This window comes from Cryptosporangium sp. NPDC048952 (genome assembly GCF_043197895.1).
In the GTDB taxonomy this organism is placed as follows: domain Bacteria; phylum Actinomycetota; class Actinomycetes; order Mycobacteriales; family Cryptosporangiaceae; genus Cryptosporangium.
The window spans coordinates 224,498-237,161 of record NZ_JBICTY010000003.1 but is presented as its reverse complement, the minus strand read 5'-3'; the positions used below and the strand labels follow the sequence as shown (position 1 = coordinate 237,161).

The following is a 12,664-nucleotide window of genomic DNA, read 5'->3' as shown; positions in this document are numbered from 1 at the left end:
CCCCTTATTTGCCGAACCCGGCCGCGAGGCCGCTGAGCAGTTGACGTCGTCCGAACAGGTAGAGCGCCAGCACGGGCAGCGCGGAGAGCACCACCGCGGCGAGCAGGCCGGGCACGTCGGTGCCGTACTGGCTCTGGAAGTTCCACAGCCCCAGCGGGAGCACCCGCTGCTCGGAGCTCTGGGTCAGGACGAGCGGGAACAGGATGCCGTTCCACGCGTTGAGGCCCGCGAAGATACCGATGCTGGCCAGCGCCGGCCGCGACAGCGGCACGACGAGCCGGCGGAAGATCAACGCCTGGCCGGCCCCGTCGACGGTCATCGCCTCGTAGAGCTCGTTCGGCACGTCACGCAACGCGCTGGTGAGCACGAGCACGGCCATCGGCATCGTGAACGCCGCCGTCGGCAGGATGATCGCGGTGAGGCTGTCGTACAGGTGCAGGCGCGTGATCAGCAGGAAGATCGGGATGATCACGGCCTGGGCCGGAATCGCGAGCCCGGTCAGGAACAGCGTGAAAGCGTAGCGCACCCACCGGCTGCGGCCACGCACGATCGCGTACGCGGTGGGCAGTGCGAGCACCAGCACCAGCACCACGGTTCCGGCCGCGACGATCAGGCTGTTGAGCAGGAACGTGCCGAACCCGAGGTCGATGACGTTCTGGTAGTTCTTCAGCGTCGGTGACGCGGGCAGGTCCAGCGGCCCGTCGGAGACGTAGGCCTCCTGGGTGCGGAGGCTCGTGACGACGATGAAGTAGATCGGTACCGCGACGATCAGGAGCCAGATCAGCGCGGCGACGCCGGCGGGGACGTTGGCGTTGCGCCGCTTCCGGGGCCGCTTCGGGGGCACGGCCCGGGTCTGCGTCTCCGGCCGGGTGAGAACTTCGGCGCTCACAGGCCCTCCCGATCACTCGTCATCCGGTGGTAGCCGGTCGACCGCACGACGACGACCGAGAGCACGGTGCCGACGATCACCAGCAGCACGGCGAGAACGCTCGCGTAACCCATGTCGAAGGCGATGAAGCCCTCCTGGTACATGTGCAGCGGCAGCACCTTCGTCGCGCCGCCGGGCCCGCCGTTGGTCAGCAGCAGGACCGACTCGAAGACCGTCACGGAGCCGACCAGCATCATCACCGACGACGCGACGACCGTGTTGCGCAGCTGCGGCAGGGTGATCGAGAAGAACTGACGCACCCGACCGGCGCCGTCGAGTTCGGCGGCTTCGTAGAGCATCGCCGGGATCTGCCGGGTCGCGGCCTGGTAGAGCAGCGTGTGGAACGGCACGAACTGCCAGGCCACGACGAAGACGATCGTCGGCAGCGCCCGGGTGGAGTCACCGAGGAAGTTGCCGTCGGGGGTGGCGAGGTACTTGCCCCACAACGCCGCCAGCCCGAAGTTCGGGTCGAGCAGCGAGACGAAGACCAGCGCGATCGCGGCCGTCGAGAGCAGCAGCGGCAGGAAGAACACCGTCGACAGGACGGCCCGGAACCGCTGCTGGCCGGCCGACCAGACGCCGATCAGCAGCGCGAGCGGGGTCTGCACGAGCCAGGAGCCGACAGTGAGGAAGAACGTCGTGCGAACCGCCGGCGGGAAATCGTGGTCTTTCAGCAGCGCGGACCAGTTGTCGGCCCCGGTCCACTGCGGCGTGCCCAGCCCGTTCCACTTCGTGAAGCTCAGGTACACCACTACGGCGATCGGGACGATGCCGAACAGTGCGAAGAAAACCGCCGCAGGGGCGGCCCAGACGAATCCGGGCCGCTCCCGCTGTGAAACGGTGGTCACTGCGCCGAAGCCATGTCGTCGGCGAAGGCCTGGGGGGTCATCTTCTGCAGGAACAGCTTCTGCAGGTTGGCCAGCAGCCGCTTCGCGAGGTCCGGAGCGATCGCCTGGTCCCAGGACTGCGCGAACGACGGCGCCGTCGACACCATCTTGAAGATGTCGGTGTTGAACTCCGCGTTCGGCTTGCCGGCGAGCTTGGCCTCCGCACCCTTGGTGGCGGGCACCGCGCCGCTCTTGATCAGGTCGTCGATGTAGGCGTCGGACGCCACCGTCGAGGTGAGGTAGTCGATCGCCGCGTCCTTGTTCTTCGACGCAGCGGTCACCGAGAAGTAGTTGCTCGGGTTACCGACCAGGTTGCCGGGCTCACCCTTGCCACCGGGGATGGACGGGAACTGGAACCAGCCGAGGTCCTTCTTGGCGAAGGCCGGGTTGTTGGTCAGCTGGGTCGGGTACTCCCACGTGCCCATCAGGAACATCGCGGACTTGCCGGTCGCGAGCAGCTTTCCGGCACCGGCGTTGTCGTAGTTGATCGACGCGAAGTTCGTGCCGAAGGCGCCCTTCTTGGCCAGGTCCTGGCAGTACTGCAGCGCCTCGACGACAGCGGGGTCCTTCCACGCCGCGCCGCCGTTCTTCGCGATCGCGTCCCACTTCTCCGGGCCGCCGATGCGGTCGAGGAAGTACTCGGCGTACATCAGCTCGGTCCAGCCCTGCGAGCCGGGCAGCGCGATCGGCGTGACCTTCTTGGACTTGAAGGTGTCGACCAGCTTCAAGAACTCGTCGTACGTCTTCGGCGGCTGCGCACCGGCCGCGGCGAACACGGCCTTGTTGTAGAAGAAGATCACCGGCTGGGTACCGGTCATCGGCAGGCCGTACTGCTTGCCGTCGATCTTCGCGGTCTCCAGGACGGCCGGCAGGAACGTGTCGACCACTTCCGGCTTCTTCGCCAGCGCGTCGTCGAGCGGGGCGACCTGCCCGGCCTTGACGAACTGCGCGAGGTTTCCGCCGCCCCAGTTGTAGAAGACGTCCGGCGCGTTGGGCGATCCCATCGCGACCTGGATCTTCTGCTTGTAGGCGTCGTTGATGTACGTGGCCAGCGTGGCCTTGGCTTCGCCGTCCTTGTTGTAGCGGTCGACCGAGGCCTTGACGACCGGGTTGAGGCCGGCGTCCTGCAGGGACCAGACCTGCATCTTCCCGGGCGTGGAGCCGGGTCCGGAGCTACCGCAACCGGTTAAGGCGAGTACGGCGGCAGTCCCGAGAGCAATTGCGGTTCGGCTGAAAAGCGCACGTCGGCGCATCTGAAGCACCCGTCCTTCACCACGTCATTGGGTTCGAAAGGTTTCGAGCGGTATGAGGTGCACGGAAGGTAGGGGGAAGCGCTCTCATGGTCAACGCAATCGCAAATCACGATCCGGTAACGTTGCCATGGTTTCGAAAATTTTCGGCCCTAAGCTCCGCCCATGCCAGGACGCACGACGATCGCGCAGATCGCCCGTTCCGCCGACGTTTCGGTGTCGACGGTTTCGAAAGTTCTCAACGGCCACAGCGACGTCGCCGACGACACCCGGCGCCGCGTCCAACGACTGCTCGACGAACGCGGGTACCGCAAGCGCCGCGCCGCGCACCACCGCGGCCACGGCGACCTCGTCGACCTGGTGATCAACAACCTCGACAGCGCCTGGGGCCTGGAGATCCTGACCGGCGTGGAGGAGGTGGCGGAGTCGGCGGGGCTGGGGCTCGTCGTGAGCGCCGTGCACAGCCGGGCCGCGCTCACCCGCCGCTGGCTGGACTCGCTGCTCGCCCGCGGTTCGCAGGGCGCGATCCTCGTGCTCTCCGACCTCGACCCGGCCCAGCGCGAACAGCTGCGCCGGCACGGGACGCCGATCGTCGTCATCGACGGGGTGAGCCAGCCGCCGCCGGACGTGGCCTCGGTGGGCGCGACGAACTTCGCCGGCGGGTACGCCGCGACCGAGCACCTCATCGGCATGGGCCACCGGCGGATCGGGATGATCGGCGGGCCGGAGCAGCTGGCCTGCACCCGGGCGCGGATCGCCGGGTACCGGGCCGCGCACGAGGCGGCGGGCCTACCGATCCCGCTCGGCGTGCTGCGGTACGGGAACTTCTACCATGACGGTGGGCTGCGGGCCGCGCAGTCGCTGCTCGCGGAGGAGGACCCGCCGACCGCGATCTTCGCCGGCAGCGACATGCACGCGATGGGCGTCTACGAGGCCGCGCGCCAGTTCGGCCGGCACGTACCCGGCGACCTGAGCGTCGTCGGGTTCGACGACCTGAACTTCGCGTCCTGGACGGCACCGGCGCTCACCACCGTGCGGCAGCCGCTGCACGAGATGGGCGCCACGGCCGTGCGGACGCTGCTGCGGCTCATCGCCGGTGAGACGCCGGACTCGGCCAGCATCGAGCTGGCGACGAGTCTCGTCGTCCGCGACAGCACCGCGCCGCCGTCGGGCGGCTGACGCTGACGCCCCGGGCCCCGCGGGTCGGCGAGGCTACGCTGAAGGCATGGAGGTGATGGCGCGCAGCGAATGGGAGGCGCGCGCCTCCTCGCACGCCGCAGCGGTGGACGCGCTCCTCGCGCCGCACCTGGAGCGACGGCGGCGGGGCATCAAGCACCCGGTCGAGGATTTCCTGTTCGAGTACTACTCGTACCGGCCCGGGCAACTGCGCCGCTGGTTCCCCGGTGTCGGCGTCGATCTGGAAGGCATGGAGCCTTTCGATCTGGACGCGTTCCTCGAACGGCGGGGCGACACCGCGCGGTGGGTGCGTGACCTGCTCGCCGCGACGGCGACGCGCCCCGCGCAGCTGGGCTGCTTCGGGCTGCACGAGTGGGCGATGGTGTACCGGTCGCCGGAGACCCGCCACGACTGGCCACTCCGGCTCGGGGCCGCCGGCACTGACGCGGTGGTGCAGGAACGCGGGGTGCGCTGCAGCCACTTCGACGCGTTCCGGTTCTTCACCCCGTCGGCCCGACCGTTGAACGTCCTCCAGCCCACCCGGGACACCCAGGTGCAGAACGAGCAGCCGGGCTGCCTGCACGCCACGATGGACCTCTACAAGTGGGCGTACAAGCTGGCCCCGCTCACGTCCGCGGACCTGATCCTCGACTGCTTCCGGCTGGCGCGCGACGTCCGCGTGCTCGACATGCGCGCCAGCCCGTACGACTTCGCGGCGCTCGGCTACGAGCCGGTGCGCATCGAGACCCCCGAGGGCCGCGCCGAGTACGCGGCCACCCAGCGCGGCTTCGCCGAGCGCGGCGGTGTGCTCCGCGCACGGCTACTTCAAGCCTTGACGACGGCCTGACTCCGGCGCACGCCGTACTCGATCGCGTCGATCAGTGCCCGGCAGGACGCCTCGATGACGTTCTCGTGCACGCCGACCGTCGTCCATTCGTTCTTGTGGTCGGTGGTGTCGATCAGCACGCGGGTGACCGCGTCGGTGCCGTAGCGACCGTCGAGGATGCGGACCTTGTAGTCGGCGAGCTCGAGGTCGGCCAGCGACGGGTAGAACCGGGTCAGCGCCTGGCGCAGGGCGCGGTCGAGCGCGCTGACCGGGCCGTTGCCCTCGGCGGTGGCGATCACCCGCTCGCCGTCGACGTGCACCTTCACCGTCGCTTCGCTGACGACGAAACCTTCGTCGCGACGCTCGGCCAGTACCCGGTAGGACTCCAGACGGAAGAACAGCGGCGCCGCCTCACCCTCCAGCTCCGACCGGACGAGCAGTTCGAACGACGCGTCCGCGGCTTCGAACGACGAGCCGGACGCCTCCAGCTCCTTGACCCGGGTGACGACCCGGCCCACGGCCTCGGGCTCGCCGGTGAGGTCGATGCCCAGCTCCCGCGCCTTCAACTCGATCGACGCACGGCCGGCCATCTCGGTGACCAGGATGCGCATGTCGTTGCCGACGGCCGAGGGCTCCATGTGGTTGTAGAGCTCCGGCGCCACCTTGATCGCGCTGGCGTGCAGACCTGCCTTGTGCGCGAACGCGCTCGCGCCGACGTACGGCTGGTGCGTATCGGGCGCGATGTTCGCGATCTCGGCGATCGCGTGCGAGACCCGGACGAGCTCCGGCAGGCACTCTGTCGGCACTACCTGGCGGTCCATCTTGGTCACGAGCCCACCGATGACCGCGAACAGGTCCGCGTTGCCGGCGCGCTCGCCGTAGCCGTTCGCGGTGCCCTGCACGTGGGTGGCACCGGCCTCGACAGCGGCCAGCGTGTTCGCGACCGCGCACGCGGTGTCGTCCTGCGCGTGCATGCCGACGCGGAAGCCGGTGCGCGCGATCACCTCGGACACCACCCGTCCGACGCCCATCGGCAGCATGCCGCCGTTGGTGTCGCACAGCACGCCCACGTCGGCGCCGGCCCCGAACGCTGCTTCCAGCACCCGGACGCCGTAGTCGCGGTCGTGCGCGTAGCCGTCGAAGAAGTGCTCGCAGTCGACGAACACCCGGCGGCCCTCGCCGGCGAGGTACGCGACCGTGTCGCGCACCATCGCGAGGTTCTCCTCGAACGTGGTGCGCAGCGCGTCGGTCACGTGCCGGACGTCGGACTTGGCGACCAGGCAGACGACCGGGGTCTGCGCGGCGAGCAGCGCCGCGACCTGGGCGTCGTCCTGCACTTTCTGGCCTGCTCGCCGCGTCGATCCGAAGGCCACGAGCTGGGCGTGCTTCAGGTCGAGCTCGGTGACCGCCCGGGCGAAGAACTCCGTGTCGGTCGGCAGCGCCCCCGGCCAGCCGCCCTCGATGAACCCGACGCCGACCTCGTCGAGGAGACGCGCCACCGCGAGCTTGTCGGTGGCCGAGTACGAAATGCCCTCGCGCTGGCCCCCGTCCCGGAGTGTGGTGTCGAAGACGTGGAAGGTGTCGTCCAGCATGGCGAAGGCCTCTCATCAGCGGGTTCTTGGACAACAAAAAAGACCCCCCACTCGTGGGAGGTCTGCGCGCCGGCGTGGTGCGTGCTGGCGCGCTAGCTGGTAATGCAGAACCCGGTCATGCGTCGATAGTTACACACGCGGGTCGGTCGCGGGAGCCCGACTCGCTCCTGCGTCCACATACTGGAAGGGGCCCCGTGGCTCGTCGTCCGTTGATCGGCATCACGTCCTACGTCGAGCACGCCCGCTGGGGCGTGTGGGACTTCCGCGCATCTCTCGTTCCCTACGGCTACGTCGAGGCGGTGCAGGCGGCCGGCGGCCGCGCGGTGCTGCTCCCACCGGATTCGGTCGACGACGACGTGCTCGACGCGGTGGACGGGCTGATCGTCTCCGGGGGTGTGGACGTCGATCCGGCGTTGTACGGGGCAGTGCCGCATCCCTCGACCGATCCGCCGCAGGTAGCTCGGGACGCCGGTGAACTGACGCTCATCCGCGGGTCGTTCGCCCGGGACCTGCCGCTGCTCGGCGTGTGCCGCGGCGCGCAGCTGATGGCCGTGGCGCGCGGCGGAACGCTGGTGCAGGACTTACCGCTCGGCGTCCACCGCGACGTCCTCGGCGTCTTCAACTGGCACCCGGTGACGCCGGTCGGCGGTCTGCTCGCCGACATCCTCGGCGACGCGGAGCTGAAGGTGAACGCGCACCACCACCAGGCCGTGGACGATCCCGGATCGCTGGTCGTCACGGCGCGGGCCGAGGACGGAGTCATCGAGGCCGTCGAGGACCCGACGCAGCGGTTCGCGATCGGCGTGCAGTGGCATCCGGAACTTCTCGAGGACTCCCGTCTCTTCGTAGCCCTGGTCGAGTACTCTGGTTCGAGTATTCGAGAGCGGGGGTAGGCATGGCGCGGCGACGGGTGTCCAATCCGTTGGCTCTCGCTGCCCTGACGCTGCTCCAGGAACGGCCGATGCATCCGTACGAGATGTCCGCGACGCTGCGCGAGCGGCGCAAGGACGACAGCATCAAGCTCAACTACGGGTCGCTCTACTCGGTGATCGAGTCGCTGCAGCGCCACGGGTTGATCGAGGCGCAGGAGACCACGCGCGAGGGCCGCCGCCCCGAACGCACCGTGTACGCGATCACCGAGGCCGGCAACCGCGAGGCCGAGGATTGGCTCAGCGAGCTCGTGAGCCGCCCGGTGAAGGAGTTCACCCAGTTCGAGGCCGGGCTGTCGCTGATCGGGGCATTGCCGGTCGACGACGTCGTCCGCCTGCTCCGGCTGCGGCTGAACACGCTGACGATGGAAGCCACGAAGGCCGCCGCGATCCAGCAGGCGCTGGGGAACTTCCCGCGCGTGTTCATGCTGGAGAACGAGTACGAGATGGCGCTGCGCGACGCCGAGATCCGGTTCGTCACCGATGTCCTGCGTGACATCGAGGACGGTTCACTGACCGGGATCGACGGCTGGCGTCGCATCCATGAACTGCGCTCGTCCGGGCTGTCGCCGGACGAGGTGGAGGCGAAACTCCAGCAGGAGTTTCCGGTCGTCTACGACGGTCCGTCGGAGGTGAAACCAGCCGACTGACGAACGGCCCCCGAACCGGCGTTGGCGCGCCACTTCGAGGGCCATCCCCCAATTCCCTCGAGTCGAGCCCGCCGGAGCGGACGCGGACCCCAGGTCGCACCTTCAGGGTACCGTCGCCGCCTCCCTGGGCTCGGCCGTCGACCCATGAAGGGTTATCCATGTCTGTCATCAGCGCGTCCGGGCTCACGAAGTCCTACGGACGCGTCACCGCACTGAAGGGCGTCGGCTTTTCCGTCGCTGCCGGCAGCGTGTTCGCGCTGCTGGGGCCGAACGGGGCCGGCAAGTCCACCACCGTCAAGATCCTGAGCACGCTGTCGCGGCCGGATGGCGGGACCGCGTCCGTCGCGGGGTTCGACGTGCTGCGGCAGCCCGCCGCGGTGCGGGCGGCGATCGGGTACGTGTCCCAGCGTCCGGGGTTCGATCCGATGGCTACGGGACGCGAGAATCTCGTGCTCACGGCGCGGATGCGAGGGGTCAAGTCGCGGGCCGCTCACGCGCGGGCCGCGAACCTGCTAGACGCGTTCGATCTGACTTCTTCCGCGGATCGGCTCGCTCGTACGTGGTCCGGCGGCATGCAGCGCAAGCTCGACGTCGCGATGGGGTTGGTGCACGAGCCGTCGGTGCTCTACCTGGACGAGCCGACCACCGGGTTGGATCCCGAGGCACGCACGCAACTGTGGGGCACGGTGCTGGGGCTCGTGCGCAGCAGTGGGCTCACCGTCGTGCTGACCACGCACTACCTCGAAGAGGCGGATCAGATGGCCGATCAGCTGGTGATCGTCGATCGGGGGCGGGTCGTGGTGTCCGGGTCGCCGGCGTCGCTGAAGGCGGAGCTCGGTGGTGACACGGTGCAGGTCGACCTGCGCTCGGTCGACGACGGCGCCCGCGCCGGGAAGCTCTTGGAGTCGTTGCCGGGAGTCGTCCACGTGCGACGCGACGGGCTGCGCCTGCGCGCCCAGGCCGAGGACGCCGCCGGCGTCCTGCCGCGAGCGCTCTCCGAACTCGACCGGGAGGGCATCCCGGTGGACGCCGTGGGCCTCTCCCGCGCATCCCTGGACGACGTCTACCTCCGCTACGCCGGACGCGCGTACCAGGCTTCCGCGAGCGAAACGGCGGTGGCGGCATGACGCTCGCGATCAGTCAGACCGGGTTGCTCACCGCGCGGTCGTTGCGGACGCTCGGGCGGCAGCCCGTCTATCTGGCGTTCTCGCTCGTGCAGCCGCTGCTGTGGCTGTTGCTGTTCGGCAGTGTGTTCAAGGCCATCGGGCAGCTGCCGGGCTTCTCCGGCTCCTACCTGGAGTTCCTCACGCCGGGCATCGTGGCGATGACCGCGATGCTCAGCGCGAACTGGGCCGGCACCACGTTCGTGCAGGACATCGACCGCGGTGTCATGGACCGCACGCTCAGCTCACCCACCCGCCGCGGCGCGATAGTCACCGCGTCGATCGTCCACCAGGGCATCAGCGTGCTGATCCTGGGCACGCTGGTGTTCGGCGCGGGCTGGCTCGCCGGGGTCCGGTTCCCGGGGAGCTGGGTGGGGGTTCCGGTCGCACTCGGGCTTTCCGTCCTGCTCGCCGCCGCGTTCACTGCCTTGTCCGACGCCCTGGCGGTGCTGTTGCGCTCGCAGGAAGCACTGATCGGACTGTCGCAGTTCCTCACCCTGCCGCTGTCGTTCCTGTCGTCGGTGTTGATGGCACCGGAGTTGATGCCGTCGTGGGTGGCGACCGCGTCGAAGTGGAACCCGCTCGACTGGGCGGCGTCCGGCAGCCGCGAGGCCCTGTCCGCGTCCCCGGACTGGGCCCTGGTGGCCCGTGACGCGGCTCAACTGGCGGCACTCGCGCTCGTGCTCGCCGTCGCCGCGGTAGGCGCCTTCCGCGCCTACCAACGCAGCTCCTGACCCCGGGGACCCGACGCTTGACACACTCGGTGGAACGAGTACCACGGTCATGGCGTCGGGTCCCCGCCTTCGGGCACTTCGTTCGCTGGGATAGTCCCCGCACGCACTTGGTTCTGGCCGATCGAGGTCGCGCTCGCCGTAGAGATCGTGTCGCCCGAGTCCGAGCACCGCGATCGGGTTGTGAAGCATGCCAAGTACGCCCGCGCAGGCATCCCGCACTACTGGCGAATCGAGGAAGATCATGGCACGCCGGTCGTGCATGCCTTCGAGCCGGACCCCGAGCGCGGTCTCTACCTGGATAGGGCCGTCGAGCGGGTGAAGCTCACGCTCGAGCGGCCGTTTCCGATGACCATCGATGTCGACCGTTTGTATCCCTAGAGGGGGGTCACGTAGGCGCCGCTGATGCCGCCGTCCACCAGGAACTCCGACGCGGTGATGAACGAGGAATCGTCGGAGGCCAGGAAGGCTACGGCGGCCGCGATCTCGGTCGCGTCGGCGAAGCGGCCCATCGGGATGTGCACCATGCGCCGCGCCGCCCGCTCCGGGTCCGACGCGAACAGTTCCCGCAGGAGCGGGGTGTCCACCGGCCCGGGCGACAGCGCGTTCACCCGGATCCCTTCGCGCGCGAACTGCACGCCGAGCTCCCGCGACATCGCCAATACCCCACCCTTCGAGGCGGTGTACGAAATCTGCGACGTAGCGGCCCCCATCCGAGCCACGAACGACGCCGTATTGATGATCGAACCCTTGCCCTGCCGCTGCATCACCGGAATCTGCGCCTTGCAGCACAGGTACACCGACGTCAGGTTCACGTCCTGCACCCGGCGCCAGGCGTCGAGCCCGGTCGACAGGATCGAGTCGTCGTCCGGCGGCGAGATGCCGGCGTTGTTGAACGCGATGTCCAGGCGTCCGTAGGTGTCCACCGCCGCGGCGACCATCGCGGCAACCTCGGTCTCAGAGGTCACATCGGTGCGCACGAAGATCCCGCCGACCTCGTCAGCTGCCGCTTTGCCGGCATCGGAATCCACGTCGGCGACCACGACCCGCGCCCCTTCGGACGCGAACCGCCGCACGGTCGCCAGCCCGATACCGCTCCCCCCGCCGGTGACGATCGCCACCCGGTCAGCCAGCCGTTCCATTCATGCCTCCGTCGAGATGAACACGTTCTTGACCTCGGTGAACGCGGACAGCGCGTCCGGGCCGAGTTCCCGCCCCAGGCCGGAGCGCTTGAAGCCGCCGAACGGCGTCGAGTAGCGCACCGAGGAGTTCGAGTTGACGCTCAGGTTGCCCGCCTCGACCCCGCGCGCGACCCGCAGCGCACGGCCGACGTCCCGCGTCCAGATCGAGCCCGACAGCCCGTAGAGCGTGTCGTTCGCGATCCGCACGGCGTCGGCTTCGTCGTCGAAAGGAAGCACTGCGACGACGGGACCGAACACCTCGTCGGTCACGATCCGGTCGGAGGGGTCCGACGGCAGCACCACGGTCGGCGGGAACCAGAAGCCCGGGCCGGAGGGCGCCGAGCCCGCGAACGCCACCGAGGCCTCGGCCACGTAACCCGAGACGCGGACGAGCTGCGCCGCGCTGACCAGCGGGCCCATGTCGGTCGCCGCGTCGAACGGGTCGCCGACCCGGAAGTTCCGCACTGCGGGTTCCAGGAGCGAGAGGAACTCGTCGAACACCGACCGCTGCACCAGGATCCGCGACCGCGCGCAGCAATCCTGCCCCGCGTTGTCGAACACCCCGCCCGGTGCCGCAGCGGCAGCACGTTCCAGGTCCGCATCGGCGAACACGATGTTCGCGGACTTCCCGCCGAGTTCGAGCGTGACCCGCTTGACGGTTTCCGAACAGCGAGCCATCACGTGCTGCCCCACCGCCGTCGACCCGGTGAAGACGATCTTCGCGACGTCGGGGTGCGAGATCAGCCGCTCCCCCACCACCCGCCCCGCGCCGGGCAGGACGGTGAACACGCCCTCCGGAATGCCTGCGTCCAACGCCAACTGCCCCAGGCGAACCGCGGTCAGCGGCGTCAGCTCCGCGGGCTTCAGCACGACCGTGTTCCCGGCCGCCAGCGCCGGCGCGAACCCCCAGCCGGCGATCGGCATCGGGAAGTTCCACGGCACGATGATGCCCACCACACCCAGCGGTTCGGCGAACGTCACGTTGATGCCGCCGGCCACCGGGATCTGCTTGCCGAAGTTCCGCTCGGGCGCACCGGAGTAGTACTCCAGGACGTCCCGGACGTTTCCGGCCTCCCACCGCGCCGAGCCGATCGGGTGACCGGCGTTGCGCACTTCCAGCTGCGCCAGTTCCTCGATGTGCTCGTCGACGACCGCCGCGAACCGGCGCAACAGCCGGGCGCGGTCGGCCGGGGCCACGTCCCGCCACGCCGGCCAGGCAGCCCGTGCCCGCGCGACGGCCTCGTCCGTCTCCTCCTCGGAGGCCAGTTGCACGGTCGCGATCGTCTCGGCCGTGGCGGGGTTGATCACGTCGTGCGCGCCCACCGCATCCACAGTATTCGTGCTCAAACAA

The 12,664-nt window shown here is 69.3% G+C and carries 13 protein-coding genes; 7 read left to right on the top strand and 6 right to left on the bottom strand.

Annotation, left to right across the window (positions count from 1 at the left end; all coding sequences use genetic code 11):
• Positions 1 to 4: 4 nt before the first annotated feature.
• The 3 genes from ACGFY5_RS17125 to ACGFY5_RS17115 are packed head-to-tail and all read right to left on the bottom strand — an operon-like array spanning position 5 to position 2,960.
• On the bottom strand, positions 5 to 889 hold the full coding sequence (locus ACGFY5_RS17125; protein ID WP_392720856.1) for a carbohydrate ABC transporter permease: 885 nt from the start codon (positions 887 to 889) through the stop codon (positions 5 to 7).
• On the bottom strand, positions 886 to 1,776 hold the full coding sequence (locus tag ACGFY5_RS17120; RefSeq protein WP_392720854.1) for a carbohydrate ABC transporter permease: 891 nt from the start codon (positions 1,774 to 1,776) through the stop codon (positions 886 to 888). Before ACGFY5_RS17120 ends, ACGFY5_RS17125 begins: the two co-directional genes overlap by 4 nt.
• Positions 1,773 to 2,960 carry an extracellular solute-binding protein gene (locus tag ACGFY5_RS17115; protein WP_392720852.1) on the bottom strand — a complete coding sequence of 396 codons (1,188 nt, stop codon included), beginning with the start codon at positions 2,958 to 2,960 and terminating at the stop codon, positions 1,773 to 1,775. Before ACGFY5_RS17115 ends, ACGFY5_RS17120 begins: the two co-directional genes overlap by 4 nt.
• A 270-nt stretch (positions 2,961 to 3,230) precedes the next feature.
• Between ACGFY5_RS17115 and ACGFY5_RS17110 the strand changes: the two genes are divergently transcribed.
• On the top strand, positions 3,231 to 4,244 hold the full coding sequence (locus ACGFY5_RS17110) for a LacI family DNA-binding transcriptional regulator (protein WP_392720849.1): 1,014 nt from the start codon (positions 3,231 to 3,233) through the stop codon (positions 4,242 to 4,244).
• 46 nt (positions 4,245 to 4,290) lie between these two features.
• Positions 4,291 to 5,088, top strand: coding sequence for a 3-methyladenine DNA glycosylase (locus ACGFY5_RS17105; RefSeq protein WP_392720848.1), 798 nt, complete (start codon positions 4,291 to 4,293; stop codon positions 5,086 to 5,088).
• On the opposite strand, the gene cimA is transcribed toward ACGFY5_RS17105, so the two are convergent.
• A complete protein-coding gene (gene cimA / locus ACGFY5_RS17100) occupies positions 5,067 to 6,659 on the bottom strand; it encodes a citramalate synthase (protein ID WP_392720845.1) in 1,593 nt (530 codons plus the stop codon). The genes ACGFY5_RS17105 and cimA overlap by 22 nt on opposite strands.
• Positions 6,660 to 6,853: 194 nt before the next feature.
• Here cimA and ACGFY5_RS17095 point away from each other — a divergent pair, with 194 nt between their 5' ends.
• From ACGFY5_RS17095 to ACGFY5_RS17075, 5 genes are all read left to right on the top strand, one after another.
• Positions 6,854 to 7,552 carry a gamma-glutamyl-gamma-aminobutyrate hydrolase family protein gene (locus tag ACGFY5_RS17095; RefSeq protein ID WP_392720843.1) on the top strand — a complete coding sequence of 233 codons (699 nt, stop codon included), beginning with the start codon at positions 6,854 to 6,856 and terminating at the stop codon, positions 7,550 to 7,552.
• 2 nt (positions 7,553 to 7,554) lie between these two features.
• Positions 7,555 to 8,238: a PadR family transcriptional regulator gene (locus ACGFY5_RS17090; RefSeq protein WP_392720840.1), complete on the top strand. Its 684-nt coding sequence runs from the start codon at positions 7,555 to 7,557 to the stop codon at positions 8,236 to 8,238.
• 158 nt (positions 8,239 to 8,396) lie between these two features.
• Entirely contained in the window at positions 8,397 to 9,365 is a 969-nt protein-coding gene (locus ACGFY5_RS17085) for an ATP-binding cassette domain-containing protein (protein WP_392720838.1), read from the top strand.
• Positions 9,362 to 10,135 carry an ABC transporter permease gene (locus tag ACGFY5_RS17080; RefSeq protein WP_392720836.1) on the top strand — a complete coding sequence of 258 codons (774 nt, stop codon included), beginning with the start codon at positions 9,362 to 9,364 and terminating at the stop codon, positions 10,133 to 10,135. Before ACGFY5_RS17085 ends, ACGFY5_RS17080 begins: the two co-directional genes overlap by 4 nt.
• Before the next feature lie 147 nt (positions 10,136 to 10,282).
• Entirely contained in the window at positions 10,283 to 10,513 is a 231-nt protein-coding gene (locus tag ACGFY5_RS17075) for a Uma2 family endonuclease (protein WP_392720833.1), read from the top strand.
• On the opposite strand, the gene ACGFY5_RS17070 is transcribed toward ACGFY5_RS17075, so the two are convergent.
• Entirely contained in the window at positions 10,510 to 11,274 is a 765-nt protein-coding gene (locus ACGFY5_RS17070; protein WP_392720830.1) for a 3-oxoacyl-ACP reductase, read from the bottom strand. The genes ACGFY5_RS17075 and ACGFY5_RS17070 overlap by 4 nt on opposite strands.
• Positions 11,275 to 12,660 carry an aldehyde dehydrogenase family protein gene (locus ACGFY5_RS17065; RefSeq protein ID WP_392720828.1) on the bottom strand — a complete coding sequence of 462 codons (1,386 nt, stop codon included), beginning with the start codon at positions 12,658 to 12,660 and terminating at the stop codon, positions 11,275 to 11,277.
• Positions 12,661 to 12,664: the final 4 nt, after the last annotated feature.

Coding starts and splice junctions, on each gene's coding strand:
- ACGFY5_RS17115 (WP_392720852.1), bottom strand. CDS start 2,960: ATGCAGGTCTGGTCCCTGCAGGACGCCGGCCTCAACCCGGTCGTCAAG.
- ACGFY5_RS17110 (WP_392720849.1), top strand. CDS start 3,231: ATGCCAGGACGCACGACGATCGCGCAGATCGCCCGTTCCGCCGACGTT.
- ACGFY5_RS17105 (WP_392720848.1), top strand. CDS start 4,291: ATGGAGGTGATGGCGCGCAGCGAATGGGAGGCGCGCGCCTCCTCGCAC.
- cimA (WP_392720845.1), bottom strand. CDS start 6,659: ATGCTGGACGACACCTTCCACGTCTTCGACACCACACTCCGGGACGGG.
- ACGFY5_RS17090 (WP_392720840.1), top strand. CDS start 7,555: ATGGCGCGGCGACGGGTGTCCAATCCGTTGGCTCTCGCTGCCCTGACG.
- ACGFY5_RS17085 (WP_392720838.1), top strand. CDS start 8,397: ATGTCTGTCATCAGCGCGTCCGGGCTCACGAAGTCCTACGGACGCGTC.
- ACGFY5_RS17080 (WP_392720836.1), top strand. CDS start 9,362: ATGACGCTCGCGATCAGTCAGACCGGGTTGCTCACCGCGCGGTCGTTG.
- ACGFY5_RS17070 (WP_392720830.1), bottom strand. CDS start 11,274: ATGGAACGGCTGGCTGACCGGGTGGCGATCGTCACCGGCGGGGGGAGC.